Origin of the sequence: Pseudomonas japonica, from assembly GCF_013522925.1 — a bacterium.
In the GTDB taxonomy this organism is placed as follows: domain Bacteria; phylum Pseudomonadota; class Gammaproteobacteria; order Pseudomonadales; family Pseudomonadaceae; genus Aquipseudomonas; species Aquipseudomonas japonica_A.
On sequence record NZ_JAAMQU010000004.1, the window covers coordinates 334,580 to 361,401 of the forward strand.

26 protein-coding genes, 2 pseudogenes and 1 riboswitch are annotated in these 26,822 nt (G+C 60.7%); of the genes and pseudogenes, 13 read left to right on the forward strand and 15 right to left on the reverse strand.

Annotated elements, in window-relative coordinates; all coding sequences use genetic code 11:
• Nucleotides 1-99: 99 nt before the first annotated feature.
• A complete protein-coding gene (locus G7016_RS08640; protein WP_181112786.1) occupies nt 100-1,266 on the forward strand; it encodes a TDT family transporter in 1,167 nt (388 codons plus the stop codon).
• 161 nt (nt 1,267-1,427) lie between these two features.
• Here the strand turns inward: G7016_RS08640 and G7016_RS08645 are convergent, their stop codons facing one another.
• Nucleotides 1,428-2,756 (reverse strand): voltage-gated chloride channel family protein, encoded by a 1,329-nt coding sequence (locus G7016_RS08645; RefSeq protein ID WP_181112788.1) that lies wholly within the window; start codon nt 2,754-2,756, stop codon nt 1,428-1,430.
• An 81-nt stretch (nt 2,757-2,837) separates the two neighbouring features.
• A riboswitch (Fluoride riboswitch) is annotated at nt 2,838-2,910 on the reverse strand.
• Nucleotides 2,911-3,112: 202 nt separating this feature from the next.
• Nucleotides 3,113-3,733: pseudogene (locus G7016_RS08650) on the reverse strand (tyrosine-type recombinase/integrase).
• A gap of 391 nt (nt 3,734-4,124) precedes the next feature.
• Here G7016_RS08650 and G7016_RS25360 point away from each other — a divergent pair.
• Nucleotides 4,125-6,680 (forward strand): M10 family metallopeptidase C-terminal domain-containing protein, encoded by a 2,556-nt coding sequence (locus tag G7016_RS25360; protein WP_181112790.1) that lies wholly within the window; start codon nt 4,125-4,127, stop codon nt 6,678-6,680.
• Nucleotides 6,681-6,768: 88 nt separating this feature from the next.
• Here the strand turns inward: G7016_RS25360 and G7016_RS08660 are convergent, their stop codons facing one another.
• The 5 genes from G7016_RS08660 to G7016_RS08680 form a co-directional block, all read right to left on the reverse strand.
• Nucleotides 6,769-8,907: a glycosyl hydrolase family 28-related protein gene (locus G7016_RS08660; protein ID WP_181112792.1), complete on the reverse strand. Its 2,139-nt coding sequence runs from the start codon at nt 8,905-8,907 to the stop codon at nt 6,769-6,771.
• A gap of 521 nt (nt 8,908-9,428) precedes the next feature.
• Complete coding sequence (locus tag G7016_RS08665; RefSeq protein WP_181112795.1) at nt 9,429-9,992, reverse strand: TetR/AcrR family transcriptional regulator; 564 nt, start codon at nt 9,990-9,992, stop codon at nt 9,429-9,431.
• Between the two features lie 167 nt (nt 9,993-10,159).
• Nucleotides 10,160-10,861 carry a glutathione S-transferase family protein gene (locus G7016_RS08670; protein ID WP_181112797.1) on the reverse strand — a complete coding sequence of 234 codons (702 nt, stop codon included), beginning with the start codon at nt 10,859-10,861 and terminating at the stop codon, nt 10,160-10,162.
• A 260-nt stretch (nt 10,862-11,121) separates the two neighbouring features.
• Nucleotides 11,122-11,763: a DUF1109 domain-containing protein gene (locus tag G7016_RS08675; protein ID WP_181112799.1), complete on the reverse strand. Its 642-nt coding sequence runs from the start codon at nt 11,761-11,763 to the stop codon at nt 11,122-11,124.
• On the reverse strand, nt 11,750-12,337 hold the full coding sequence (locus G7016_RS08680; RefSeq protein WP_181112801.1) for a sigma-70 family RNA polymerase sigma factor: 588 nt from the start codon (nt 12,335-12,337) through the stop codon (nt 11,750-11,752). The genes G7016_RS08675 and G7016_RS08680 overlap by 14 nt, the downstream gene beginning before the upstream one ends.
• A gap of 207 nt (nt 12,338-12,544) precedes the next feature.
• On the opposite strand from G7016_RS08680, the gene G7016_RS08685 reads away from it, so the two are divergent.
• The 4 genes from G7016_RS08685 to G7016_RS08700 are packed head-to-tail and all read left to right on the forward strand — an operon-like array spanning nt 12,545 to nt 14,910.
• Nucleotides 12,545-12,823, forward strand: a complete 279-nt coding sequence (locus tag G7016_RS08685) for a BufA1 family periplasmic bufferin-type metallophore (protein ID WP_181112803.1) — start codon at nt 12,545-12,547, stop codon at nt 12,821-12,823.
• A gap of 16 nt (nt 12,824-12,839) precedes the next feature.
• Nucleotides 12,840-13,676 (forward strand): MNIO family bufferin maturase, encoded by an 837-nt coding sequence (gene bufB, locus G7016_RS08690; RefSeq protein ID WP_181112805.1) that lies wholly within the window; start codon nt 12,840-12,842, stop codon nt 13,674-13,676.
• Nucleotides 13,673-14,431, forward strand: a complete 759-nt coding sequence (locus G7016_RS08695; RefSeq protein WP_181112808.1) for an HvfC/BufC N-terminal domain-containing protein — start codon at nt 13,673-13,675, stop codon at nt 14,429-14,431. The genes bufB and G7016_RS08695 overlap by 4 nt, the downstream gene beginning before the upstream one ends.
• 11 nt (nt 14,432-14,442) lie before the next feature.
• Nucleotides 14,443-14,910: a DoxX family protein gene (locus G7016_RS08700; protein ID WP_181112811.1), complete on the forward strand. Its 468-nt coding sequence runs from the start codon at nt 14,443-14,445 to the stop codon at nt 14,908-14,910.
• A gap of 60 nt (nt 14,911-14,970) precedes the next feature.
• On the opposite strand, the gene G7016_RS25550 is transcribed toward G7016_RS08700, so the two are convergent.
• From G7016_RS25550 to G7016_RS25090, 3 genes and pseudogenes are all read right to left on the reverse strand, one after another.
• Nucleotides 14,971-15,150 carry an SMR family transporter gene (locus tag G7016_RS25550; protein ID WP_375139689.1) on the reverse strand — a complete coding sequence of 60 codons (180 nt, stop codon included), beginning with the start codon at nt 15,148-15,150 and terminating at the stop codon, nt 14,971-14,973.
• A gap of 218 nt (nt 15,151-15,368) precedes the next feature.
• Nucleotides 15,369-15,659 (reverse strand): hypothetical protein, encoded by a 291-nt coding sequence (locus G7016_RS08710; protein ID WP_181112814.1) that lies wholly within the window; start codon nt 15,657-15,659, stop codon nt 15,369-15,371.
• Between the two features lie 283 nt (nt 15,660-15,942).
• Nucleotides 15,943-16,185 (reverse strand): annotated as a pseudogene (locus G7016_RS25090) (NADP oxidoreductase); the annotation flags it as partial.
• Between the two features lie 168 nt (nt 16,186-16,353).
• Here G7016_RS25090 and G7016_RS08720 point away from each other — a divergent pair.
• The 3 genes from G7016_RS08720 (at nt 16,354) to G7016_RS08730 (ending at nt 18,434) form a co-directional block, all read left to right on the forward strand.
• The gene (locus G7016_RS08720) at nt 16,354-17,130 is read left to right on the forward strand and encodes an AraC family transcriptional regulator (RefSeq protein ID WP_181112820.1); all 777 of its coding nucleotides are present in this window, start codon (nt 16,354-16,356) and stop codon (nt 17,128-17,130) included.
• A gap of 133 nt (nt 17,131-17,263) precedes the next feature.
• Entirely contained in the window at nt 17,264-17,437 is a 174-nt protein-coding gene (locus tag G7016_RS08725) for a DUF1427 family protein (protein ID WP_181112823.1), read from the forward strand.
• 37 nt (nt 17,438-17,474) lie between these two features.
• Nucleotides 17,475-18,434, forward strand: coding sequence for a quinone oxidoreductase family protein (locus tag G7016_RS08730; protein WP_181112826.1), 960 nt, complete (start codon nt 17,475-17,477; stop codon nt 18,432-18,434).
• A gap of 99 nt (nt 18,435-18,533) precedes the next feature.
• Here the strand turns inward: G7016_RS08730 and G7016_RS08735 are convergent, their stop codons facing one another.
• Together G7016_RS08735 and G7016_RS08740 are read right to left on the reverse strand one after the other, a co-directional pair.
• A complete protein-coding gene (locus G7016_RS08735; RefSeq protein ID WP_181112828.1) occupies nt 18,534-18,869 on the reverse strand; it encodes a hypothetical protein in 336 nt (111 codons plus the stop codon).
• Between the two features lie 75 nt (nt 18,870-18,944).
• On the reverse strand, nt 18,945-19,367 hold the full coding sequence (locus tag G7016_RS08740) for a winged helix-turn-helix transcriptional regulator (RefSeq protein ID WP_181112831.1): 423 nt from the start codon (nt 19,365-19,367) through the stop codon (nt 18,945-18,947).
• 146 nt (nt 19,368-19,513) lie between these two features.
• On the opposite strand from G7016_RS08740, the gene G7016_RS08745 reads away from it, so the two are divergent.
• Nucleotides 19,514-20,503 carry a zinc-dependent alcohol dehydrogenase family protein gene (locus tag G7016_RS08745; RefSeq protein WP_181112834.1) on the forward strand — a complete coding sequence of 330 codons (990 nt, stop codon included), beginning with the start codon at nt 19,514-19,516 and terminating at the stop codon, nt 20,501-20,503.
• A 48-nt stretch (nt 20,504-20,551) separates the two neighbouring features.
• Here the strand turns inward: G7016_RS08745 and nanR are convergent, their stop codons facing one another.
• From nanR to G7016_RS08760, 3 genes are read right to left on the reverse strand one after another with little or no spacing between them, the layout of a single operon-like run.
• Nucleotides 20,552-21,247 (reverse strand): transcriptional regulator NanR, encoded by a 696-nt coding sequence (gene nanR, locus G7016_RS08750; protein WP_181112837.1) that lies wholly within the window; start codon nt 21,245-21,247, stop codon nt 20,552-20,554.
• 39 nt (nt 21,248-21,286) lie between these two features.
• Nucleotides 21,287-22,489, reverse strand: coding sequence for a hypothetical protein (locus G7016_RS08755; protein WP_181112840.1), 1,203 nt, complete (start codon nt 22,487-22,489; stop codon nt 21,287-21,289).
• Entirely contained in the window at nt 22,486-23,208 is a 723-nt protein-coding gene (locus tag G7016_RS08760; RefSeq protein WP_181112843.1) for a hypothetical protein, read from the reverse strand. The genes G7016_RS08755 and G7016_RS08760 overlap by 4 nt, the downstream gene beginning before the upstream one ends.
• Before the next feature lie 157 nt (nt 23,209-23,365).
• On the opposite strand from G7016_RS08760, the gene G7016_RS08765 reads away from it, so the two are divergent.
• The 3 genes from G7016_RS08765 to G7016_RS08775 are packed head-to-tail and all read left to right on the forward strand — an operon-like array spanning nt 23,366 to nt 26,797.
• Entirely contained in the window at nt 23,366-24,124 is a 759-nt protein-coding gene (locus tag G7016_RS08765) for a DUF2291 family protein (RefSeq protein WP_181112845.1), read from the forward strand.
• Complete coding sequence (locus G7016_RS08770) at nt 24,121-25,701, forward strand: sugar ABC transporter ATP-binding protein (RefSeq protein WP_181112847.1); 1,581 nt, start codon at nt 24,121-24,123, stop codon at nt 25,699-25,701. Before G7016_RS08765 ends, G7016_RS08770 begins: the two co-directional genes overlap by 4 nt.
• Nucleotide 25,702: 1 nt before the next feature.
• Nucleotides 25,703-26,797: an ABC transporter permease gene (locus G7016_RS08775; RefSeq protein WP_181112850.1), complete on the forward strand. Its 1,095-nt coding sequence runs from the start codon at nt 25,703-25,705 to the stop codon at nt 26,795-26,797.
• Nucleotides 26,798-26,822 lie beyond the last annotated feature (25 nt).

Here is a 26,822-nt window from a genome sequence, read left to right on the forward strand (position 1 = left end):
TTAAGTGGGTATGACATAGAGAAATTACCCGTTTTCCTAGATAAATTCACGCCGCTATTCTGTAGGCACTGCTCCGATGAAGTACGCCGTGGAGGCACCATGCGAGACATCAGCTTGTCAAAAATAATGCAAGGAGGGCAGCCGCTGTCGGCGCTCTCAAATCCAAGGGAAGCGATCCGGCAGTTCACCCCGAACTGGTTCGCCGCCACGATGGGTACGGGCATCCTGGCCCTGGCGTTAGGACAGCTTCCAGGAGATATCGCGCTGCTGTCATACGCGGGAAAAGCACTTTGGCTGTTCAACATTGTGCTTTTCAGTGCTTTTACGCTTATGTACGCGGCACGTTGGGTTTTCTTTTTCAACGAAGCCAAGCAAATCTTCGGTCATTCAACCGTCTCTATGTTTTTCGGCACGATCCCGATGGGGCTGGCAACCATCATCAACGGCTTGATGCAGTATGGCGTACCGACCTGGGGTGATGCCCTAATACCATTAGCCCATGGCCTGTGGTGGCTAGATGTCGCCATGGCACTGGCATGCGGTGTTCTCATTCCATTCATGATGTTCACGCGGCAAGAGCACAGCATCGACCAGATGACTGCTGTGTGGTTACTTCCCGTTGTCGCTGCGGAAGTCGCTGCCGCCAGTGGTGGGGTGATCGCTCCACATTTGGCCGACGCGAGCGCGCAGTTCAATATGCTGATTACCAGCTACGTGCTGTGGGCCTATTCCGTCCCTGTAGCCTTGAGCATTCTGGTGATCCTGGTGCTACGCCTGGCGCTTCATAAACTGCCTCACGAGAACATGGCTGCATCATCGTGGTTATCGCTGGGGCCTATTGGAACAGGAGCGCTAGGCATGCTGGTCATCGGCGGCGACGCCCCAGCCATCTTTGCCGCTCACGGCATGGCTAATGTTGGAGCCGTGGCAGCAGGGATTGGGCTGATCGCTGGCATTTTGTTCTGGGGCCTTGGGTTGTGGTGGATGCTTTTGGCACTGCTTATCACTGCTCGATATGCGAAAGGTGGTATTCCATTCAACCTGGGCTGGTGGGGCTTCACATTTCCTTTAGGCGTCTACGCCGTGACCACCTTGAAATTAGGCGTGATCTTGGACTTGGCATTTTTCGACGTTCTGGGTGTGATTTTAGTGCTGGTGTTGGCGGTAATGTGGTTGGTGGTGGCGGCGAAGACCACCATAGGTGCTTACCGAGGGAATCTGTTCGTATCCCCCTGCATCGCTTCTCTCAAGGCAAAGCAGGCCTAGCGTTAATTAAAATCATGTAGCCGCCTCGATGCCCGCGACAGCGTCGCAACGATGGCCTTGGCCGCGTTGGGACTTGTACACACTGAAAGCAGGCTCGGGTGTGGCATTTCGAACAGGCCTAGGTGACCCCCTGTTACTTCATGAATCGGGGTCTGACTTGCTCATTTTGGTTCGTCCTCCTCGACTTTTTTCGAGGCGCTCACGGCGTTGCGCTGAGAGTGAAATTTATTGATGTCCGAAAGACGGATATCAGTCGGTAGGGCATGGCGGTATTTGCTGTGGCCCACGCGCTGGGCGTGATAGATCCCGGTATGGCCGGACACCAGATAACTGGCGATACAGGCAATCGCGGCAAGTGGGGCAATCTCTGGGCCGAACAGCTCCATGGCCATGACGATGGTCGCCAGTGGTGTGTTGGCGGCGCCGGCGAAGACTGCGACGAAGCCGATACCGGCGAGCATCGAGAATGGGAGGTGTAGCAGCGGCGCAAGCGCGTTGCCCAGCGTCGCGCCGATGTAGAACAGCGGCGTGACCTCGCCACCTTTGAAGCCTGTGCCGAGTGATGCGACGGTAAACGCGAGTTTGCCGAACCAGTCCCATGGCGCAACGGGCGCTGCAAAGGACTGGACGATGCTCGGAATGCCTAGGCCGACGTACTGATAGGCATCCAGTGCCCACACCGCCGTGGCCACCACTATCCCACCGAGAACAGGGCGCAAAGGCGAATAGGGAATCAGCTTTTTTATCCACGCCCCGAGGGTATGGGTGGCGGTGGCGAACAGCAGTCCCGCGAGCCCGAACACAACGCCCGCGACCACCACGGCCATCACTGTCCAGGCCTGCACGGGCGCGATCTCGCCGATGACGTAGTGGGTGTGCACGACGCCCCAGAGCAGCCCGACTTGATCAGCGACGATGGCGGCGACCATGCACGGGAACAACGCGTCATACCGCATGCGACCGATAGCGAGCACCTCAAGGCCGAACAGTGCTCCGGCCAGCGGCGTGCCGAAGACCGAAGCGAAGCCTGCGCTGATGCCCGCCATGAGCATGATTCGGCGATCTTCGCGGCGCAGGCGGAACAGGTGAGTTATCTGATCGGCCAGCGCGCCACCCATTTGCACGGCAGTGCCTTCGCGTCCAACCGATGCGCCAAACAAATGCGAGATCAGAGTTCCCGCAAGCACCAGGGGCACCATACGCAACGGCACGGTTTTTTTGGGGTCGTGAATCTCGTCGATCAGCAGGTTGTTGCCCGCATCCACCGGCTTGCCGATCAAGTGGTAAACCAGCCCCACCGCAAAGCCTGTCACGGGCAACAGCCATATGGCCCAGCGATGGGTTTCACGCCATTGGGTCGCGTGATCGAGGGAGAACAGAAACAGCGCGGATGCCGATCCCGCCAGAAGCGCTACGGCACTGGCAAGCACCAACCATTTGCCGATGTAAGGAAGCAGATCGAGCTGTTCAGGTTTTCTGAGTTTTGACATGGGGGCAGCCACACATAAGAAAGTGAGCCTGACCAAGAAGAGGATTTTACGCGCGAACGCCTACAGCCCTGTCTTGATCAGGTGTCTGTAGGCATCATCAGCTGCTATGGGCGCAGCAGTTGGTAAGTGGAGGAATGCCATCTCCAGTGCCCGATCATAGAGATCTCTCCCAGAGATGTAAAATATTGTTACTGCGATGATTGGTCGCGTTCCTAGAGATCGTTCTGGGCGGCAGTAATGTCGAGTCGCACCCCATACATCAATCTGAGCGGCTGCTTCTGGCCGGTTGCGGCCCATTTGTGAATGGCAGCTATGGGTCGGATAGCGACAGCCGTACCTCCACTGTCGCTAGCGTGTCAGACCTCCGTCTGCTCTGCCATCTCCAAAGCATCATCGACCTCAATGCCTAGGTATCGCACGGTACTCTCAAGCTTCGTATGCCCGAGCAGGAGCTGAACCGCTCTCAGGTTCTTCGTCCTCCGATAGATCAACGATGCCTTCGTGCGTCTCATCGTGTGAGTACCCTACAGGGCTGGATCAAGGCCAATAGCCTTTATCCACGCCTTGACGATCCTAGCGTATTGCCGGGTGGAGAGATGCTGGGAGGCGTGCAGCCGGCTTGGAAAAAGGCAGTCCTCACTGTGGAGATGGGCTTGATGTATCCATGCCTCCAGAGCAATCCGTGTTTGCTCCGTAATCTCAAACTGCACAGGTCGCTGGGTTTTCTGCTGCATCACTATTGCTCGCGATGACACATGCTGCCCATGAACCACGTTTCGTACACGAAGCTTGGTCAGATCGCAGGCTCGTAGCTTGCTGTCGATGGCTAGATTGAAAAGAGCCAAATCACGAGCTTCCTCCGCGATTTGGAGCCTTACGCGAATGGCCCAGATATCTTTGAGTCGCAGCGGGGCTTTCTGGCCGACCAATTTTCCTTTGTTCCAAGGTTCCTGGACGTGGGTCGTAATCGTTTTCATAGCTTGTCCTCCTCTTTTGGGAAGACAAGGATGGTCATCGCGAGCCATGGGCGCTAACCGACCCATTGCAGCCGTTCGTGAGGGCGATGTGGTAACGCCCGCGCCTGCCAGCACCGCCGCATGGGCGCTGCCTGCGGCCACGATTGAACGGCTGCTTGCGCAACCCAATAGGGTAGACCCCGCGCAGTTCCCGTCATTGACCGGGCTCACACGCGCTATTGCCCATACCGTCTTCCGTTGGGTTTGAAGGAAAAGGACCAGGCGGCTTTCATTCACCGGCGGTCTTACATGCAAAAAACAGCTAGTTCCGCTGCTACCCTCAAGGCTGCCCAGCTCGTTCATTCCTGCCTTATCTACCCACTGCGAACGGCTCGCGGCATGGGAGATAGTTATGGCCTCATTTTACGATGTGAAGGATTACGGCGCGCTCGGCGACGGCGTGACTGACGATACGCAAGCCATCCAGGCGGCAATTGACGCTGCAGCCGCGGCCGGAGGCGGCACGGTGAGCGTTACCGCAGGTACCTATCGGGTTAGCGCCAGCGATGACGCGCAAGGTGGCTGCCTGTTACTGGGCGATAACGTCTCCCTGGTGGGCGTGGGCATGGGCAAGACGATTATCAAGCTCGCACAAGGCGAAGGGGATGTAGCCGGCATGCTACGGGGGGGTGGCGACCATGTGAGTGTCAGCGGGCTGACCCTCAACGGTCTGGGCGACGAGGCCTTCGGCGCTGTCGACTGCTGGGTAAGCGGAGACAGCAGTGATGTGCAGCTAAAGGATGTAGAAGCCACCTGGAGCCGCGGCTATGGGTTCGACCTGCGCAACGCCGGCGGCCAGGTGACCATGCAAGGCTGCATAGCGGCGATAACCGGGGACGACGGCGTGATTGCCGATGGCCTGGCACGCGCGGTTATCCAGGACACCATTTCTTATACTAACCAAGGGTCGGGGTTCAACCTGGGTGGCCCTGTCCAGCTGCTGGACAGCGAGGCCTACGACAATGCAGTCGCAGGTATCAATGTGGTCGAAGGGACCTCACCGGCAGGTTCCGGCAATGTGCGGGTAGACGGCGGCAGCGTGCACGGCAACCACCAGAACGGTGTGGCCCTCACCGAGGTGGATGGCTTCGAGATCAACGGCCTCGAGATCTACGGGAACGTGAATTACGGCATTACGGTTCACGGCGGCTCCTTGGGCACCCTTTCTTATAACACCGTGCACGGCAACTCGCTGGAAGCCCCGGACGTTGAAATCAGAATCCAAAGCGGTGATATTTCTGCTCCCTCATCTGACCCCGATTATGCTGTAAAGGTAAGAGACAACATCATCGTTGGTGAACAGCCCTACCATAGCGGTCTATACGCGTCTGGCAGCGGCTATATCCAGGTGTTCGATAACGTTGCCAGTGGTGATGACTTCTTTGGCGACATTGTCGGGGTGGATGAGCCCTACGGGCGGGCCCGGGGGAACACGGAATTCGTGCATATTCGGGGAACGTCCCAAGGCGATGTGCTCAATGGTGACCTCACCCGCGATATCTTGCAGGGGAACGCAGGCGCTGATCGCCTGCTGGGTGCCGGCAATGACGACGTGCTGGTGGGGGGCGCCGGGGCGGATCAACTCAGCGGCGGTGCCGGTAGCGATGTGTTCCGCTTTACCGCGCTCAACGACAGCTACCGGACCGCTACCCAAAGCCACGCCGACCGGGTACTTGACTTCGACCTTCGCGCCGATCGCCTGGATTTGACCGCGCTGGGGTATAGCCATGTCGGGAACGGACACGGCGACTCGGTGGGTATCACCTATGACGCAGTCAAGGACGTCACCTACCTTAAAAACCTTGATCCGGACGCCCAAGGCGACCGCTTCGAGCTAGCGCTCGCTGGCGACTACCGGGCGTTGACCGATGCCCACCTGCAAGCCCTGTTCATCGGTACGGCGGGCAGCGATACCTTGAAGGGTACGGTCGATGCTGAAACCCTCCATGGGTTTGCAGGGCGTGATCATCTCCAGGGCGACCGTGGAGATGATCTTCTTTACGGTGACGCCGGGGGTGATCAGCTTGAGGGCGGCAAAGGCGCGGACACCTTTGTCTATCGCAGCGTGAGTGACAGCCTGCGCAGTGCCAGCGTAAGCGACGACCCAGGGCGCGACACCCTGATGGATTTTGATGGCGCGGTCGGTGACCTTATCGACGTCTCTGCGCTGGGGTTTACCGGGCTTGGTGATGGGCACAATGGCACCTTGAAGTTGAGCATCAATGACGCAGGAACACGGTCGATTCTCAAATCTCTGGATACGGACGCCAGAGGCAATCACTTCGAGCTTGCTATAGGCGGCGACGCCTTGGCGGAGCTCGGCGCAGCCAACATAGTGTTTGCCCAGGCGCCCGTGGGCCAGGTCACCAGCAGCGCGCCCAACGAAGCCCTGCAACTTACAGGAACCAGCGCGGCAGATGTGATCAAAGGGCTCTCGGGTGATGACACGCTAAAAGGGGCCGCCGGCAATGATCGGCTGACGGGCGGTGTGGGGGATGACCTGTTGATTGGCGGCACGGGCGCTGACCGGCTTGTCGGAAGCTCCGGCGCGGACACTTTTCGCTTTGCGAGCGTCACCGATAGCTACCGTTCAGGGAGCCAGGTGTCCGTGGACACCGTCACCGACTTTTCAGCCTCTCGGGATGTGATTGACCTGTCTCGCCTGGGATTCTCCGGGCTGGGCAATGGTCATGCCGACACCCTGCGGTTGAGTTATGAGCAATCCACCAACCAGACCTTCCTGACCGACCTTGACGGCGACGCGCAGGGGCGGCACTTCCAGATTCGTTTCTCCGCAAACCAGACCGATGCCCTGAACAGCGACAGTATCCTCTTCACCGATGGCGGCACTGCCGAGCCGCTCCAGTTGCTAGGTGACAGTGCCATGCCGCCCGCAGCTGTGGCCTAGGAAAAAGCCGGACTCCACCTAATAGCCGTCCGGGCAGGGCGACAGGGAAGGCCATACAGGCTTGTCACCCCTGTCGCCCGAAGCTGCGTTACACCACGGCCTCTGCTTGCGCTGCACTGCCCAGTAGCGTTAGCGGCATCTCCGGTTCTGGTGGAGCCAACAGTCCATCAGGCAGGGGCTGGCTGTCATAGCCGTCAGGGTGGGCAAAGATGATCGCTGTATCGGAGCGTAAAGACTCGATGTTGAGGTTGTTGAAGCTGATTTCGAAATGGCGCCCTAATGCGTCGGTTTCCATAGATCTAAGTACCATTCCCACGGGGACAGGGTCCCACTCGAACAGCAGGGTACCGTTATAGCCATTGCCCAGCCCGGTAAAGCCCAGGGCACTGACGTCAATGCTGTCATTCCCCTTGAGGTCGAAGTCGAGGATAACGTCCCGGTGTATCAAGACGTCGTTATCGCCGCGCCAGCTGTCAGTCAGGGCTTTATACACAAAGGTGTCGCTCTCCTTGCCGCCGGTTAGCCGGTCTGCGCCCTCGCCGCCGATGAGCCGGTCTTCGCCGTGGTAGCCCACAAGCGTGTCGGCGCCGTTGCCCCCGATCAGCGTTTCTGCCGAGTTGCTACCTTCCAACAGGTTGGCGGCCGCGTCGCCCTTCACCAGTGAGCGAAAGTCGTCAGAGTTCAGTGCTGTGCTGCCGGTGAAGTCGCCGTGCAGCGCCAGCTCGAAGCGATTGCCATGGCTATCGGCGTCAAAGCTTTTCAGGTAGGTCAGGTCGTGGGCTTTGTTGTACACGGCCTTGAGGCTGCTGCCGTGGCCGTCCCCTATGCCGGTGAAGCCGACTTCGGTAAGGTCGAGCCAGTCATCAGGGTTGAAATCCCCGATCACATCAGCATGGGACGTGGTTGCCGTACGGTAGCTGTCGGTCAGGGCACTAAATCGGAACGTGTCGCCGTGCTGGTACTCACTAAGCCCGCCCAAGAGGTAATCGCGGCCAGCGCCACCGACCAGAATGTCGTTATTGTCCCCGCTGTCCAGGCGGTCGTTGCCCGTACCTCCTACCAGCAGGTCTTGCGCGAGCGTGCCTGTCAGTTTGTCAGCTGCTGCCGTGCCGAAACGGTGAATGAATGCCTGGTTATCGGTCACTGTGCTATGGATGCCCCCCTGCTGCGTGGGGTATTCAACCTCACTTATCACATTGTCCGTAATGCGGTTGTTGTCACCCGCGTCATAGCCTTCAGCAATGCCAAGGTTGGAATTCGTCCAGAAGCCGCCCGTAACGACATTACCGTATACGTCGATATATTCCGCGCGCAGCGCCGGCATGGAAGCAACACCGGTGAGCAGGATTTCTGCGCCAGTGACCTCGCCGTTGTTCTCGTGGACGTTGCTGAAGCTGATTTCGCCATGCTTGCTGTCGTCGCTGTGCACCCCGTTGACATCGTTACCGTGGGCGTCGATACCGGTCACTCGGTAGCCATCCACAGTGTCGATATGCACGCCTGAATCGCCGTTCTCCCAAAAGGCGCCGCCGCTGACCAGGATATTGCCCACCTGGTCATCCTTAACGGTGTCGGTGGCCCTGCCTTCCACCAGGTGGATGCCATCGCCGCCGTTTCCATAGCCGTCGCTGTCAAGCACGCGCAGGGTACCGCCCAGCTGGTAGCCGTCGCCTACGTTGTTGTAGGAAACGTTGTGCTCGAACACGCTAGTGCGCAGGCCATTGGCTATGACTCCGTCCTTCATGTTGTCATGAGCGCTGCTGTTTCGCAGCGTTACGGTGCTGCCCCCGCTGCGCAGGTCGAAGCCGTAGCCACTGGCGTTGTGCACCTCTACGTCATCGAGCAGCAGATTGCTGACCGTGCCGCTGACCACACCGTCCACGGCGCCTGAATCGGCCGCCGTGCTGTTGCCATCAATACTCAAGTGGCTGGCCTGCACACCTTTACCCTCGGCCCGCAGGATGCCGGCCGCCGTAGTAACGCCGCTCGCCAGTTTGAGTATCGTGCCTTCAGTGCTCAGCCCTTCCAGTGCCACCCCGCTTTTGAGCAGCAGGCAGCCTCCGTCGGCCGCGTCGTTCGGGCTGAGCCGAAAGGTCCCTGCACCTATCGTTACTTGCCCGCCACCCGCTGCCGCCGCGGCATTGATCGCCGCCTGGATCGCCTGGGTGTCATCGGTGACGCCATCGCCCTTGGCGCCGTAGTCTTTCACATTGAATTGTGTCGCCATTAGCGTTCTCCCTGCCGCGACACGTTCGCAGTGAATGGAGAAAACAGGAAAACGCAGCGCGGGCTCTGAGCCTAGTTGATTGCTGGGGTAATACGGTAGGCAGTGGACGTGAAGTTGCCGGGCTAGCTAAGGGCATCGCCTCACCGTCACCGACTTTTCAGCCTCCCGGGATGGGATTGACCTGTCCCGCTTGGGGTTCACCGGGCTGGACGATCGCCATGCCGACACCCTGCGGGCACCTATATCAAGGACTTCACCACCACCAGCAGCGGCCAACGCTTCGAGATCGTCCTGAGTGGGGACCATGGCGACGACTTGGGCGCGGACCAGTTCATGTTCGCCGATACCAGCCCTGAGCTGCAGTTGCTGGGGGCATAGGGCCCTTTGCCCATTCTGGGGCGTTTGCGTCGAGCGAGCACCTAGTTTTGAAAGATGTCTGCGTTTTTACAAAGTATGTGAGCTGGCCGCTTCTGAGCAATCTCGGCAATTACTCGACGACGGCTATGGGTCGATAGCAGCCCTTATGCTGGCAGTGGTCCGTATGCACGATAGGTGTCTATCAGTGTGTCAAATAGCGAAATGTCCGATCGGCTTCTGGCAATAAGCTGAGCACCCGCCACAGCCGAAAAAATCGCACGGGCCCGCTTCTCACTGTCTTGTGGCTCGCATACGTTCGCGGCTTCCAGAAGCTTGCTCAGCCAAGCCACATTCACCTCGGCAAACGTCTGAATTTCCTGAGTCATCTCTGCCGGCAAATTGTCGGTTTCAGCGCCCACAAAGCTGCCCAGACAGAGACGGTTATCGGCCTCCAAAGAGCGACGGAAAATCTCGGGGAAACGACGCAGTGCATCGAGAGCGTCTGGCGTTTCCTGCGAGATCACTTCGAGTGCCGCAGCGCCGTCTTCCCAATACCGCCTGGCGACAGCAACGCCAAGATCAGCCTTGCTCGGGAAGTGGTAATAAATACTCGCAGGCTTGATTCCAACCGCAGTGGCCAGATCGCGGAAGTTCAAGCCGTTGTAGCCTTGGGACTGGGCGATATTTCTCGCCGCCAGCAGAATGGCTTCCCGGGCGTTGATCGTCATTGCTTTGCCTTTGTTCTTTGGTCGAGTGATCGGAAGATTGCCATGCTAGATCAAAAGCCTACCTTTTGTTAGGTAGCCGTCCTGTGCATCTGTCACCGACCTGGAAATAGCTCCGCCGGGAACGCCATGCATTGCGGTCCCAGCGACTCCACGCACCCAGCACGAGATCACTCAGACGGCGAATCCAGTTCCGGAATTCCGCTGTTCCGATCAGCATAGGCAGCCTGGAAGCTTGGGCGTTTCTGCCAGCGCTTCCAATAGGCGTCGATGAACTCGAAACGCTCATCCAGAGGGGTGGCGTTGACCGGGAACTTGGAGAATGCAATCGCAGTTGCCAGAGTGATGTCCGAGAAGGTCGGAGCATCGCCGCCCAACAACCATTCACGGCCATCGGACAGATGACGATTGACCAGTGCCGCATGGGCTAACGCTTCCTTGCGACAGTGCTCGCCCCAGGCCTCATTCTTCGTCAGTTCAAGCTTGAAGCCCAACCCGGTGTGCAACACGTGAAACGCCGTCACTATCCGATAAAGAATATGCACCCAGACCCGGTTATCCCACATGTTATCGAGCCCTTGCTCCAAGGCGGTCTCGCCCATGATCTTGCGGCCCGGATAGGACTGATCGAGATAGCGAACGATAGCTGCCGTTTCGGAAATGAAACTTCCGTCTGCGAGTTCCAGCGTGGGCGTTTCACCCCATGGATTCATATTGAGATGACGCCACCCGCGCTGTTGCCCTCCGGGCGCCATGTCATAAATCGTTTCTTCGAACAGGTCCGCTATTCCCTTTTCGTGCATGAACAGACGCAGGCGTTGAGGGTTGGGGAAAGCCGATGGAGATGTGAAGAGATGCAGTTTAGCGGTCATGGTCAGCTCCAGAAGGAAGAGAAAAATCTACCTAACAATCGTTAGGTGAACTGAATCTATTCCTCCTTTCCCCTGAAGTCAACTACCTACCTAACGATTGTTAGGGCTTGCTGATCCAAGCGAGCATGACCACGAGCTCGCGGGAAGAGTGGCGGCGAGGTCTGACGACAGAAGCGTTCCATAGCCCACCTCTGGCTTGCGCCGTGTCGTGAAGTGGATTGGGTATAGTTGCACGCGCTGTGGCATCCCGATGCAGCCCCCTACCACTGCAGCACCCTTCGCCCGAGTACACTTCCGGCCACTAGCGGTAGCAGCATCCCGAGCACATACCACACCCCCCAGAATGGCACCGCCATCTCAGGGCAGTGCAAGGTATAGGCGAGCGTGCCGGTCGCTCCGGCGAGCAAACCGCCGCCTGCGCCCGCTTGGCGCGGGCGGGTAGGCGCCAGGCCCCGCAGGGCCCAGAACACGCTGATAAATGCCGGAACGGCCAGCAACGCAATGTTCAGCGGGCAGGTGCGCCAGGTATGCCCCAATATCAGTTCGGCGCGCGCTCCAACGGGGGCCCAAGCCAATACCGCAAGGCTACCAAGCCATACCAGCGACACCGGAAGCGCCAGCGCCCACCAGATGGCGCCGCCGCGTACGCCGGGCCTTGCCAGCCGGCTGCACAGCCATAATGCCAGTATCGCCAAGCTGGCGGGCAGCGCGACCTTGGCCCAGAACAAGGGTAAGCGCATCACATCGCCAAGGTCGGCACGTACGCCATAGAGAGCGGCCATCAATAGGAACGCGCCAAACAGGCCACTGCACAAGGCCACGGCGAAACGCCAGCTCAGGGCATGCTTTTCTACCGTTGTGTCGCCCGCAGCAAGCAAGGAAATCAGCTCATCGGTTTTCATTGCTTCGCTTACCTCGAATCATGGCCGCCAAGGCCTTGAGCCCGCGGTGGATGCCTACTTTCACTGCCGAGCTGGACAGGCCAGTGAGACGGGCGGTTTGCGCTACCGACAGCCCTTCCAGTTTCACGTGGATGATCGGGAGCCGCTGGCGGTCGGGTAATGCCTGCAACAGTCGGCCGAGGTCGCGGCTGGCTTGGGCCGGCTCGTGTATTTCGCGGGCGAAGAGTTCGTCGTCTTCAGCCAGCGGTTGTTGCAGCGCCTCACGGTGGGCGAAGGCACGAAAATGGTCGGCCAGCTTGTAACACGCGATGGCGTGTACCCAGGCGGTCAACGGCTGATCGGCACGGTAAGTGTGGCGGGCGTTGTGCACAGCTAGCAGTACCTCCTGCAACAGGTCCTCGACCTCCCCTGGGCGTTGCATCAACCGCCGGTGCAAAAAGCTGCGCAAGTGCCTGCTCAGGTCGCTCAGGAATAGCGCATAAGCCGCACCGTCGCCTGCCATGCCACGCACCAGCAATATCCGCAGCTGTGCTTCGCGTGCGTTCAGCTGCTCCTGGCTGGTAGTTCGTTGCATGGGCCGCCCTGGTTACATCCAGTGGTTCTTATTGAAAACCGCACCGGTCACGAACACTAAACCGTGTTTGAACGTTAGAAGGCTGAGGCGCAAACCTCAAAAATAAAATCTGCCCAGGGCTGTAACCCAAACCTCCATGGCGACGAACTGGTTCACGAGCCGCCGGTAAGCCACCGGTTGCCACTTACTGTTCCAGGAGAACGCACCATGAAAACTTTCGCCCTCGCTACCGCCGCCCTTGCACTCGCCTCGCTCGCGGGGGCAGCCGCCGCTGCCGACACGGGTGGCAGTGGCACCGCCATGGAAAAATGCTACGGCGTGGCCATGGCCGGCAAAAACGACTGCAAGGCTGGCGCGGGTACCACGTGCGCCGGCAGCGCCAAGACCGATTACGACGCCATGCACTGGAAGAATGTGCCAGTCGGCAGCTGCACCTCAATAAAAACGCCGCATGGCATGGGCTCTCTAACACCGATGAAATCCTGAGCCAGGGCCGCTGACCATGAACACACCACTGCCACCACTGGGCGCCGGGCTGAGCCTGAAGGCGGACTATTACGCCGAGGCCGAGGCCTGCACCGCCAACGGCCTGTGGTTCGAAGTGCATCCGGAAAATTACATGGTGGGCGGCCCTCGCCTTGCCTGGCTGGAGCGGGTAGCTGCGCGCCACCCACTGTCGCTGCATGGGGTGTCGTTGTCGCTGGCAGCCGATGCCGAGCCTGATCTGGCGCATTTGCGCCAGCTGCGTGCCTTGATCGAACGGGTGCAGCCCGTGCTGGTGTCCGAGCATCTGGCATGGTCCACCTGGCGCGGCCACTACCTGCCCGACCTGCTGCCGTTCCCTCGTACTCATGAGGCTTTGACGCGCATCACCCGGAACATCCTGCAGGCCCAGGAGGTACTGGGCCAGCGCATCGCTATCGAGAACCCCAGCCACTATTTACACCTGGAGGGCCATGACTGGGATGAGATCGACTTTTTGGCCGAAGTCGCCCGCCGCAGCGGTTGCGGCCTGTTGCTAGACGTAAATAACGTACACGTCAGTGCCCACAACCTGGGCTTCGACCCGGCCGCCTACCTCGATCGCTTCCCGGCGTGGGCAATCCTTGAGGTTCACCTTGCCGGGCACAGCGAAGATGGGGCTGGCGAGCTGCTGATCGACTCCCACGATGCCTGGGTCGCTGAGCCGGTATGGGCGCTGTTCCAACGTTTGGTGCAACGCATCGGCCGGCGCCCTACCCTCATAGAGCGCGACGGCCGGATTCCGGCCTTCGACGGGCTGTTAGGCGAGCGGGCGATTGCCCAACGCACCCTTGAACTCGCGAGGGTACCGGCATGAACCTGTCCCTTGGCCAGTTCCAGGATGCCTTCACCGAGGCGCTCTATCAGCGGCCGGCACCGCAGCTGGCCGCCCTCACTGCCCAGCCGGCGTTTGAGGTGTACCGCAACACAGTGTTCAAGGGCTGCATCGATGCCTTGTGCGCGAATTTTCCCGCCGTAGCGCGATTGGTCGGTTACGGCTGGCTAGCGGCGGCGGCAGCGGTTTATGCACGGCGTACGCCGCCGGTGGATGCCCGGCTGATCTACTACGGGGCTGGTTTCGCGGATTTTCTGGAAACATTCGAGCCCGCCGCAGAACTGCCTTACCTGGCGGACATCGCACGCCTGGATCGCCTGTGGCTGGAAGCCTTCACCGCGCCCGAGTGCGCCGGCCTGATGCTGGCGGAGCTTGCCGGCATGACCGCCAGCGACCTTGCCCGCTGTGGGCTACGCCCTCGCGCCAATGTGCGCTGGCGTTGGTTCGCCGAGCAGCCGATCTACACCCTCTGGCGCTCTAACCGCGAAGGGCTTGCGTTGCCTGAAACATTGGTTTGGCAGGGCGAGGGCGCGTTGCTGGTGGGCGGTGTGGCGGGCGTTACTTCGCAGGCTCTGGAGGTTGGCGCCTGTGCGTTTTTGGACGCCTGCGCCGCCGGCCACAACCTGGACCACGCCTCGGCCTTGGCGCTAGACGCGCAACCCACCGTGGACTTCAACGCCTTGCTCGGCCAGCTGCTGGCTGCCAAGGCCTTCGCTCCCCTCATCCTACCCACCTAGAGGCATTGGCCATGGACGTGATCCAAACATCGACTACCCGCTTCGGCCTGCGCCATCGCTGGAACCAGCTCGCCGAAACCGTGCAACACCTGCTCAACATCACCGTTCTGTGCCTGGTGGCGCGGCTGGGCATTGCATCGGTGTTTTTCCTTTCCGGGCGCACCAAGGTCGAGGGGCTTCTGACTATTACCCCGAGCACCTATGACTTGTTCCAGAGCGAGTATGCCTTGCCGTTGATCTCGCCCTACCTGGCGGCCCACCTGGCCACCTATGCCGAACATCTGTTCCCGCTGCTGTTGCTGCTGGGGCTGGGCACGCGCCTGTCAGCCTTGGCGCTGCTTGGGATGACCACTGTGATCGAAGTGTTCGTGTACCCCGATGCCTGGGCAACCCACTTGTCCTGGGCGGGCCTGCTGTTGTTGCTGATCGCCCGAGGCGGTGGCAACGCATCGCTGGATCGGTTGCTGGGGGTTCGTTGATGGGTTATTTACGAGTGCATCAAGGCTCTACCGGCGAGAAAATATTGATAACCACCACACCTACCATGAGTAGAAGCATGCCGGCCTGTACAGCAAGTTCAGCCTCTGCCCGTGTGCCCACCATGCGAGCAGCGAAATCAGAATAATGCCAATGCCCGACCAGACGGCGTAGGCAATACCGGTAGGGATATAGCGAAAGGAGCGCAAGAACAGGTGGAAACGAACACGGTACCTGCTAATTGCGCCGCATCAGCGGGGCCCTCCATCATTATGGCATTGATGGAGTCATCCAGAGCCATTCCAAGGCGTCTTGATAATGCCCAATTATTTTTCAGGCGGGATCGAACGCTCGGTTCAGATCGTCTTCATTCGCATAGTTCATACCTTCATTCAATATAGCGTTGACCGTGGCGCGTATATCGTCCAGCGCTTGGCTTTGCACAGTCATCCGGGTACCCCTATTTATCATCCGCCTGCAGGGTGTCGCTTTTTATGGTTGTCTGCGGAGCACCGATTGCTGAGTCCTGATGCATCGAATGGGAGCTATACCGCCCCTTTGATTCGGCGCCTTGGCTGTCCACACCGGCGGCGGTTTTTGTATCAATGGACGGGGTCGAGGAAGCGGTTGGGACGGGCAAAGCATTTTCGGCTACAGGTTTATGTTTACGGGGTGGATCTGCGAGCGCGAATGCACTGGACAGCGCAAGCAGAACTGCAAATAGGGCACTTGTTATTTTTATAGGCTTCATGATGCAACTCCTTTTGAGTTTCACCATGAAGCATGGTCCGCTGAGACGATATTGACAGGGCTAAGGGACCAACGGCTTTAAAGATCTGCGGAAGATAAGCCTCGATACGTCAATTCCGCGCTATATATCAAATATACTGTTTTGCGATAACTTTAAATCAGAAAAACATAATGCTTTAAACGTGAGGCAGTTGCACCTGTGGGTATTATAAATTGCCTCGTTATTGAGGTCATCTGACCAGCGCGCGATGCTTACCCCACAGCCCCACCTCACTTCGCAGAAGTCAGCCGTGCTTGACCAGATTCAGGCCTGGCAACGGTCCACCTGGAAACTGGGCAAGTTGACCCTGCTGCAGGTCGCCCAGATCAATGCCGTGAAACCCCGATCGAGTGATCAATTCGGCAACCTGCCTTTTAGTGGCCGCATGATCACCTGAATAAAACAGCACACGCTTTCCGCCCTCCGCAGTCGGGTTCGCGAGCAGGGGTGGTGGAAGATGATTGAACGCCTTGACCACATGCGCTCCAAGGGGCTGATCGGCTAAATGCACCGCGTTAGGGTTTCTTGATTCAACCACTTGAAGGGGCCTGGCACCGACCTGCCCTCCCGAAACGAACCCGAACGCTCAATCGAACTGGCGACCCCCGGCGCTCTCCCGCTACGATCTCCACATCCCACAGCAACCGGTTTTACCATGGCACTTGCGGCCCCACCCGACCTCACCAACACCGCCATCCCCGTGCAGCCGTTGTCGCGGACCTACCCGCGCGGGCTGTACATCGAGCCCCACAAGCATGAGTGGGGCCAGGTGCTGTATGCGATGTCGGGCGTGATGTGGGTGGAGACCCCAAACGAAGCGCTGGTCGTCCCGCCGCAACGTGCGGTGTGGTTGCCACCCGGCGTGCCGCACGGCATCCGCGTGGTATCGGACCTGGAGATGCGCAATATCTACCTGCGCCCCACCCTCGCCGTCACCCTCGACAGCACGGTCCAGGTTCTGGAGGTCGGGCGCCTGCTGCGCGAGCTGATCGTGAGCCTGGTCGCGGAGCAGGACAACGCCTCGAATTACTACGATGCGCTTGCCAACCTGGCGCTGCTCGAAATCATGCGTGCCCGGCGCTCGCTGCTGAAGGTGCCCATGCCGGATGACAGCGACCGCAGGCTGATGAATGTCTGTCAGGCGGTAATGATCGAGCCCTCCATTGACGTGCCGTTCGAGCAGCACGCCGAAAAGGCTGGCGCCAGCGTGCGAACACTGTCGCGGCTGTTCCAGGCGGCGCTAGGCATGGGCTTCGCCGAGTGGCGGCGGCAGGTGCAGTTGGCGACTTCGGTTGCGGAAATCATTCAGGGCGTACCGGTGAACACCATAGCCCGGTCGTTAGGGTATTCGCCCAGCAGCTTCAGCGACATGTTCCGTCGCGAGCTGGGCATACCCCCCTCTCAATACCCGGTCAGCAATCCCGCCAACTGACGCCTGCGCCGACTCTGTCCGAAATTCAGAAGCATTTGGCCGGTAGCGTTGGCCGCCCCTCCTTACACTCTGGTCATTGCTTATCGCAGCCGCGCCGCACTCGGGCCGCGCGTCCCATGCCCCGGAGTTTGTCATGAGCTACGTCATTTCCCTCGCAATCGGTATCGCCGTCGGCTTGCTGTATGGCCTTCTGGATTTCCGCTCTCCTGCGCCGCCCCTTGTCGCACTGGTCGGGTTACTCGGCATGCAGGCGGGTGAATGGCTGTGGCCTGTGGGCAAGCAATTCTTTGTCGGCCTGACTTCCTGAAACGGCTGGCTCTTTTCCATACTTCTGGATGACCACCATGAAAGCACTGCAATTCTCAAGCACCGGCGACCTGGCTGCGCTGCAAGTCGTCGAACTCTCCAGGCCCGTCCCGGCGGCTGACGAAATTCTTGTGCAGATTAAAGCTGCGGGCCTTAACCCAAGCGACGTGAAAAACGTGCTCGGCCGCTTCCCTTACACCACGATGCCTCGGGTGCCGGGTCGCGATTTCGCAGGCGTCGTCGTCGAAGGCCCGCAGGCGCTGATCGGTCAGGCAGTCTGGGGTACCGGGAAGGAGATCGGCTTTCTTCGCGACGGCTCGCATGCGAGCTACATTGCGCTCCCCGCCAACGGGGTGGCGCTCAAGCCGTCCTCGCTGAGTTTTGCTCAGGCGGCGAGCCTGGGCGTGCCCTACACCACAGCGTGGGATGCGCTTGAGCGCAGCCAGGTGCAGGCCGGCACCCGTTTGCTGGTGATCGGCGCCAATGGTGCTGTGGGGAGCGCGGCCATTGCACTGGCGAAAGTGCGCGGCGCGCAGGTGCTGGCCGCGGTACGTCGACCGGACCACCTGCAAGCACTGCAAATGCAAGGCTTCAACACAATCCAACTCGGCAAGCCGGAAGACCTCGGCGCCCAGGTGAACGCCGTGTTTTCAGGCGGCGCAGACGTGATCTTCGATACCACTGGCTTCTGGCTCCCTGCCGCCGTGCCTGCGCTGGCACAATTTGGCCGCATCGCCATCATCGCTGCACCTGTGGACGGCCACGTTAAGCTGCCGGCACTGGCCCTCTACCGCAAAGGCGGTTCGGTGGTGGGCATCAACTCACTGTTGTACGGCGTTGAAGCCTGCGCGCGGATGCTGGAGCAGTTCGGCAAACTGTTCGATGAAGGCTCCCTACCGCTACCGACAGGGCTGCTTGAGTCGCCGCTTGAAGAGGGTGTGTCGCGCTACACGGAAGTACATCAGGGCAGCGCGGGCAAAGTCATTCTGGTGCCTTGATCGTGGAGGGCCTTGAGCAACCATCCGCTGCGGCTAAATCCATGTGTACTACTGCCGGCCAATCGCAGTATGACCTTCCTCGCCGCTCGGGATGAAGACCTACATCGGCTTAACCGATACCACCTCCACATAGCGAAATTTCTTCCGCGCAGCCTTCACTGCATCCTGCTCCGCCAGCAACGTGCTCAACGTATCGGCCTCATGCACCAGCTCCTGCGTCTCGCCTTCAAAGGCATTCCCCACCCTGAGCGTAACCCTGAGCCTGGGGGTAAACGCTTTATCAACCTTCCGTTTCCTTGCCACGGAAGCGGTCGGCACGATGACTACGTCCGGGATAGCCTCCATGGGGTCGGGGATGTGTACATGCGTGGGCGCAGGCGCCTGCGCGGCGCCAAACAAGGCGCGGCGCATTTCTTCTTCGGTCAGGTCGTTCATGGTTGTCTCAATGGTTTAAATCTTCAGCGTGGCGTAGCGCCAGCGCTCATTCAGCGGCAAAGGCTCAGGGGTTCATCACATCGGCGATGCGGGCGTGGCGCTTTCGTCGGTGTGCACGGCGGATTCCGGTTCTGCATCGAGCTTCAGTTGCGCGGCAGTCTTCATGCCCCGCCGGGCCAGCCAGGCATCCCCCCAGGCGCACAGCCCCAGCAGGAACGGCTCCAGGCTTCGGCCCTCGTCGCTCAGTGCATATTCGACCTTGGGGGGTACCACGGCGTAGACGGTACGTACTACGAGGCCGTCCTCTTCAAGGTCACGAAGTTGCTTGATCAGTAGCCTGGGCGGAACCCCGGTAAGGCGGCGCTGCAGCTCGTTGAAACGGTGGGTGCCATCCAGCAGATGATAGAGGATCACCCCTTTCCATTTGCCGCCCATGATATGCAGCGCCGCCTCTACCGAGCAGCCGGGGGCACCGTCATAGTTTCGAAGTTTGGTCACCGGAATCTCCGCCGTGGTAGTACGCTTTTTGGCACTACATGCGGATTTATGCCGTATGCACGCCAGCGGACAAAACTCTAGCATGCTGCCTTCAAGCCGGGTCAAGCGCCTGGGCCTGGGATACATCCATTTTGCGAGGATTACACATGTCTAAGGTTGTCCGATTCCATCGTACCGGTGGACCCGAAGTGCTCCAGATCGATGAAGTAGAGGTACGTGCCCCACGTGCGGGCGAGGTCCGCATCAAGGTGAAGGCATTGGGGCTGAACCGCGCTGAGGCTATGTATCGCCGAGGGGAATACACCTTCCCGCCCCAGCTGCCCGCTACCCTGGGGTACGAAGCTGCGGGAACTGTCGAAAGCGTTGGCGAGGGCGTCATCGAATATGCCGTTGGCGACGAAGTGAACGTGATCCCAGCGTTCTCGTTCGCCGACTACGGCCTGTATGGCGAGCTGGCGGTGGCGCCGGTACATGCAATCGTCCGTCAACCGCAGGGGCTCACGGCGGTGGAAGCGGCAGGCACCTGGATGCAGTTCGTGACTGCGTATGGCGCCCTGATTGATATCGGCAAACTGCAGAAGGGCGAGACGGTTTTGATTCGCGCGGCGTCGAGCAGCGTTGGCCTTGCGGCCATCCAGATCGCGAACCTGGTAGGGGCGCTACCCGTAGCGCTGACCCGTAGCAGCGAAAAGCGGCAGGCGTTGCTCGATGCAGGCGCCGCCCATGTGATCGCAACCCAGGAAGAGAACCTGGTAGCCGAGGTCAACCGTATTACCGAGGGTAAAGGTGCGCGGATGGCATTCGACCCAGTCGGCGGGCCCGAAGTAGCCAATATGCTTCGGGCGCTCAGCTACCTTGGTATTTTCTTCCAGTACGGCGCCCTGGATACCACGGACCTGAGCATTCCAGTAATGGAAGTACTCGGGAAAGATTTGACGATTCGCGGATACCAGCTGTTCGAAATCACGCAGGACCCCGAGCGCTTGAAGAGTGCGAAGGCCTTTATCTCCAAAGGGCTGGAAAGCGGAGCGCTGCGGCCGTTGATCGCCAGAACCTTTAGTTTCGATCAGATCGTCGAGGCGCACGAGTATATGGAGTCCAATGCTCAGATCGGCAAAATCGTCGTTCAGATCTAGGCTCGGCCTGGCCCTGCAACGAGGGCCATGCAGTGATTGCTATGGCGTCTACCGCGCCTCGACACGCTTCACCAGGTGATCCGACATCGCCCGCTCGGCACCGGCCGGGTCACGGGCCTTGATGCAGGCCAGGATGGCCTCGTGCTCTCGCAAGGTCTGCTCACGCTCCTTGAAGCGCAGCATTTCCCGACGGTAGTCGGCCATCCATTCCAGGATGGCCCGGGAAATCGCCATATAGATCGGGTTACCGGAGATGCGCGCGAGCTCTCCGTGAAACTCCATGTCAATCAGAATGAAGTCGTCGCTGTCGCGGAAGGTGTGCATGCGCGCGACGACATCCTCCAGCACAGCGATGTCGGCGTCAGACGCACGCTCGGCGGCTACCTTTACCAACCCGGTTTCGAACAACGCCCGTGCCTGCCGCAGATGGTCGACGTTTTCAGCCGAGCTAGACAGCAGATGGCGGGCAGCCAGGTCGATCTGGCCGATCATCGAATGCATGTCCACCCGCCCTACCCGCGCCCGCTCACCGTGCTGGATGGTGATCATGCCCATGCCGGCCAGCCGCTGCATCGCTTCACGCACTACCGGTCGGCCTACCCCAAAGGTTTCCATCAGCTCGCGCTCGGCCGGCATCTGGTCGCCCGGCTGCAGGTTTTCCTCTTCGATCAGGCTGATCAGCTGCTCGAAGACAATGTCGGACAGCTTCTTGCGCTGAATCAGGCGTTTCTTGATCTCGGACATTAGGCAGACAGCTCCGGCATTCACCAAAAAGGCGGTAAGTTAGCACCATTTCGAGGCGGGCTCGACGTCCAGCGAACAGTCGATCACCGCGCAGGTAAAGGGTTCAAGCACCCTCGGTACGGCTTCGCGGTGGTCCATGAATCCCGGTTCTTCCAGCGCTTGATGAAATGCCAGGGGCCCGAGCACAGCGGCGGCATGCGGCACCAGGCCGGCAAACCCCAGCGTCAACGGCTGCGCCGTGAGGTTTGCCACGCATACCCGGGCCAGGTTGTTTTCCTGTTGCATCCACCCTACCGCCGCTGCGCCGGGCCCGGAGCAGTCGAGCGCCAGCGCGCGCTGGCCATGCCCCCCGGCCAGTGCCCTGAGTACGTGGAACACGGGCCAGTAGCAGCCTTCGTCAGCGATGGCGAAGGGCGGGTTAAGCGCCCATAACGCCGTGGCCTGAACCCCGCCGCGGTGCATTGCAGCGTAGTGCCCCACCGTCCACGCTGCCGCTAATAGCCCATGCTGCCGGGGATCGCGGTCGCTCAGGGTCAGGCGCTGGCGGTCAGGGTTTGGGGTGAGCTGGCCACCATACGGATTGCGCCACGCGCCGATGGCACTGGTGGTGATGCGGTAGGGTTGGCCTGCGGCCAGGGCCTGGGCTGAACGAACGATATCGGGCAGCGCCTGCAAGGTCTCCATCACCGACACATCATCGGCCGCGTGCACGGTTGGCGATGTGGCATGGGTGAGGTAGTCGAAAGTGCCCGGAGCAGGCCGGCAGCGATTCAGTTCGGTGAAATAGGTAGGTGCACCCGCGCCGATCGGCACACCCGGCAATGCGGCACGGGCCAGTACCAGCGCCTGGTTCGGCGTAAGCCCGCGGGGCCATGGCCCACTGGGCTGATAACTTTCCAGGTAAGCGGCAGGTGTGACCAGCACGCCCGAAGGCTGCACCGCAGAGTGCGACAGGCTGGCGGCCAACGCGTGGAGTTGGGCCTCGCCTTCGTTGTCGTCGATGATCAACAGTAGCCAGGCCTGAGCGCCGCACAGCGCACAGATCGCCAAGCCTTGCTGCAAGCGCTGGTGGCTGCCTGGCAAGCGCAGGTCTGCCAGCAGATCAAGGTGCTGCGGTGCCAACTGCGACGCCAGCCAGCTGGCCTGCGCGCCGTCGTCAAGGTGGTCGACCCAAAGCCCATGGCCTAGCGCGGGCAGCGGCTGGGGCGCGAACCCGGTAATGCGGATCATGGCGTGGTTCATGCCGCCACCTCGCGGCTGAGGGTAAGCACCACCTGCTGCTCCACACAACTGCCGGCCTCGATCACATACGGGCACGGCCAGGCCAAGGGCCGGTTGTAGGTTTTGAAGGATGCGTCGCCCCAGTTGCGTTGGTCTTCCATCTCGAACGTATCCCCGCTCAAGCGCCAATGGGCCCGCAGGCCGGGTGCGGGCGCGTGGCGCAACTCACGGATATCAAGGAACGGCTGCGCTGGGCTGATGAGGTCAGGGAAATGCCCCTCCTCAACGTTTCCATTGCCATGGGTGACGGCAACGGGGGCGCCGACTACCCCAACCAGCGGATGCAGCAGCATCAAACCGGCGCGGCAAGTGGTGAAGTCCTCGTGGGGCGTAAGCCGGGCGGTGGCCACCAGGCCCTGTTGCCCTACCTGCACTACCAGTTGCCAACCCAGTGCCGCGCTGCCGTCGGGGCCGGGCACGGCACCGCTGAGCTCCCCTCTCCACTGTGTTTCGCTGGCCTGCACGTTCCAGGCTTGGGCTTCAAGTACATGGCTACCCCACCAGGCATCGCGAATCACCAGGCCTACCGCCCTCAGCACCTCCATGCCTTCAAAGGTGAAGTGGCGCAACTGCGGCCCTTCGGTCCAGAACCCGATAGGACCTACCGTGACGTGAGTGCGCGCTTGCGCAGGTTGATCGGTGCCATAAAGGCGCTTGTCCAGCGACCAGGCAGGCATCATGGCGCCACACTCCCTTGTTGTTATAGGTGGGTAATGCGCGAAGCTCGGCGAGCAAAAATAGAGTAACACCACTGGTATGATGATGGTATATAGTGATTTCAGAACCTCCTGACAAGTACAAGAAATCGCCCCACGATGGGCGAGGAGCTCTGCACACATGACGTCTGCGCCAGCCGCTGCCCACTCCCGAAAGGTCGCTCCACCCCGCCGCCTGCCCTTGCTCGTCGGTGGCCTCGCTGTTGCCGCCCTTGTTGCCGTGAACCTGGCCGGCGGGCCGCTGGTCACCTTGCGCCCGCTGGACCCAGCCACCGGCCGCGTGGTGCTCAACGACGCCCAAGGCGCGAACGGCAAGGGGCAGAATCAGAAGTTCGCCGTGGACAGCTTCGACGCCATGGCCTATGCCCGGCAACAGTGGGCAACCGACGTCGCGCCTATCCTTAGAGAAAACACCGTGCCACTGGCCACGTTGCTCGGCGCCTTGGCGGAGGACAGCAATGGCGCGGCGGACCGCTATGGCCTGCCGCACAACACCCGAGCGAAAAACCTCGCTGTGAGCGGCCAGGCCCGCGTTGCCCAGGCCGACGTCAAATCGCCCATGGGGCTGCTTACTTTGGAGTTCCCGGATGAGCCCGCGCTGGCTCATACCAAGGTGCAGCTGCTCACGGGCCCGCTGGTGATCAGCACGGTGCTGCGCGACATCGTGCCGGACATGTCGCTGAACAACTTCACCAACCAGACCCAATATGCCGACGTGGCGGCCGCCTTGAACAAGGTGGCGCTGGAAAAAGCCTATGGCCAGGTGCCCGCCGCCAGCCTTGTTGGCAAGACCGTGGACTTCACCGGGGTGCTCAACCTTCAGTCGCCCTCCTCCCTGCGCATCGTGCCCGTCAGCGTGATGATCAAGGAGTCGCCATGAGCACCGTCGTGCGCCGCAGCGACGGCGCCGTTGCGAACGTAGCCATGCATGCGCGGCAGATCACCAAGGTGTACCAAGGCACCACGGCACTCAAGGGCGTGGACTTCAACGTGATGTACGGCCAGGTGAACGTATTGATCGGTGAGAACGGGGCAGGCAAATCTACCTTGATGAAAATCCTCGCTGGCATCGAGCAACCCACCAGCGGCCAGCTGTTTCGCGGCGAGGAGGCACTGCAACTGAGCGACCCGCGCCAGGCCATGGCGCTGGGCATTGGCATCGTGCATCAGGAACTTAACCTGTGCCCCAACCTCAGCGTTGCCGAGAACCTGTTCATCGGCAAGGAACTGCGTAACGGCTGGGGCATGGTGCGCCACGCCGAGCAGCGCCGTCGCGCGCGGGCGACCCTGGCGCGCATGGGCCAGGCAATCGACGTGGACGCCCTGGTACAGGACTTGAGCATCGGCACCCGGCAGATCATCGAGATCGCCAAGGTGCTGGTCAGCGATGTGCAGGTACTGATCCTCGACGAGCCCACCTCTTCGCTCAGCGAAGCCGAAGTGAAGGTGTTGTTTTCACTGATCAGCGACCTCAAGGCTCAAGGCGTTTCCATCATCTATATCTCGCACCGGCTCGAAGAGCTGATCGAAATTGGCGACACCTTCACCGTGCTGCGCGACGGGCATTTGGTCGGTACGGGGGTCAAAGGCTCGGTCACCATCGAGTGGCTGGTGGAACGCATGATCGGCAGCAACATGGCGACCCAGCTGCGAGAGGGCGCCGCCAGCCCTGCGGGGCCGTGCGTGCTGGAAGTACGGAATTTGACGGTGGCCAATGGGCGCGGTGGCCTGTTATTGGACAGGCTGTCTTTCAGCGTGCGCCGGGGCGAAGTGGTGGCCTTCTATGGGTTGATGGGTGCGGGGCGAACCGAACTCTTCGAAACCCTGATCGGCCTGCGCAAGGCCATCGGCGGCCACATCACGCTCAATGGCGTGGAGCTGCCACTGCGCCAGGCGATCGCCGAGCGCATCCAGGCCGGGATCGCATTGGTACCTGAAGACCGGCAGAAGCTGGGGCTGGTGACCGGCGCTTCGGTACGCGACAACCTGCTGCTGGCCAACCTCAAGCGGTATGCCCGCGGCCATGGGCTGGCACCTGCGCCCATGCAGGCCGATGTGGCCCGCATGATCGAACAACTGCACATCAAGGCCAGCAACGCTGACATCGCCATTTCCTCGTTGTCGGGCGGCAATCAACAGAAGGTGGTCGTAGGCAAGAACCTGCTCACCGAACCCCACATTTTGCTGCTGGATGAGCCCACTCGCGGTATCGACATCAAGGCGCGCCGGGAGCTGTTCGAGGTGCTCGACGGCCTGGCCAAGGCGGGGCTGACCATTTTGTACGCCTCCAGCGACCTCACCGAGATCCTGGGCGGCGCGGACCGCGTGCTGGTGATGTGCCAAGGCCGGATCACCGCCAACCTTCCTCGCGCTCAGCTGTGCGAGGCCAGCCTGGTGGCCTGGTCCCAGGTGGGCGCATACAGCGACCCCAAACACCCTCAGCAGGAGCCCGCGTAACATGGCCCATATCCTTTCTGCCGCTCCAGGTAACCCCTCCGGCCTGGGCGTGCGCTCGCTCCCGCTGCTTTTGCTCAAGCTGCGCGCATACCTCGCGCTGGCGGTACTGGTGGTGTTGTTTTCCTCGATCGCGCCTTCGTTCCTTTCCGCACGCAACCTGGTGATCGTCGCCGAACAGGTGGCCGTGTTCGCCATCCTCGGCATCGGCATGACCTTCGTGATCCTGGCCGCGGGCATCGACCTGTCGGTAGGCGCCATCGCCGGGCTGGTTGCCATGGTTGCCGGAAGCCTGATCGCCGAAGGGCTGCGCCTGCCGTGGCTGGGGGTGTCGGCATTCGGCAGCATTCCGCTGATCTGTGTTGCCACCCTGGCGCTGGGTACGTTGGTAGGCGCGGTGAATGGCTGGTTCATCACACGGCTGAAGGTCACGCCCTTCATCATGACCCTGGGCATGCTGTACATGGCCCGCGGCGCTGCGTCGCTGGTGTCCAACGGCGCAACCTACGGCAACCTGGCGGGCAACCCTGAACTCAACAACACAGGCTTTCTGTGGCTGGGTACGGCGCGCGTGCTGTCGGTGCCCGTGTCGATCTGGCTAATGATCCTGCTCACCCTGGTGGCGGTGTACATCAGCCGCAAGACGGTCTTCGGCCGCCAGGTGTTCGCCATCGGCGGCAACGAGCGCGCCGCTGAGCTGTCCGGGGTGCGCGTGGGCCGCGTGAAGATCGGCACCTACGCCATCTCCGGCTTCTGCGCGGCCCTGGCCGGCTTGATCATCGCGTCGCGGTTGGGCGCGGCGAACCCGGCCATTGCCAGCTCGTACGAACTCAACGCCATTGCCGTGGTGGTGCTCGGCGGCGCGTCGCTGTTTGGCGGCGTGGGCACTATCGGCGGCACTCTCATTGGCGCGTTCGTGCTGGGCGTGCTGAGCAACGGCATGGTGCTGGTGGGTATTTCCGACTTCTGGCAAACCGTGATCACCGGCGCGGTGATCATCCTGGCCGTGGTCGTGGACCAGTTGCAGCGTCGCGTTGAAAAATCCAGCGCCGAGCGCCAGGCCAAGGCGCAGGAAGCACTGCCCGGCCCGCAGGCCTGACCCCGATCACCCACGAAGAGATGAC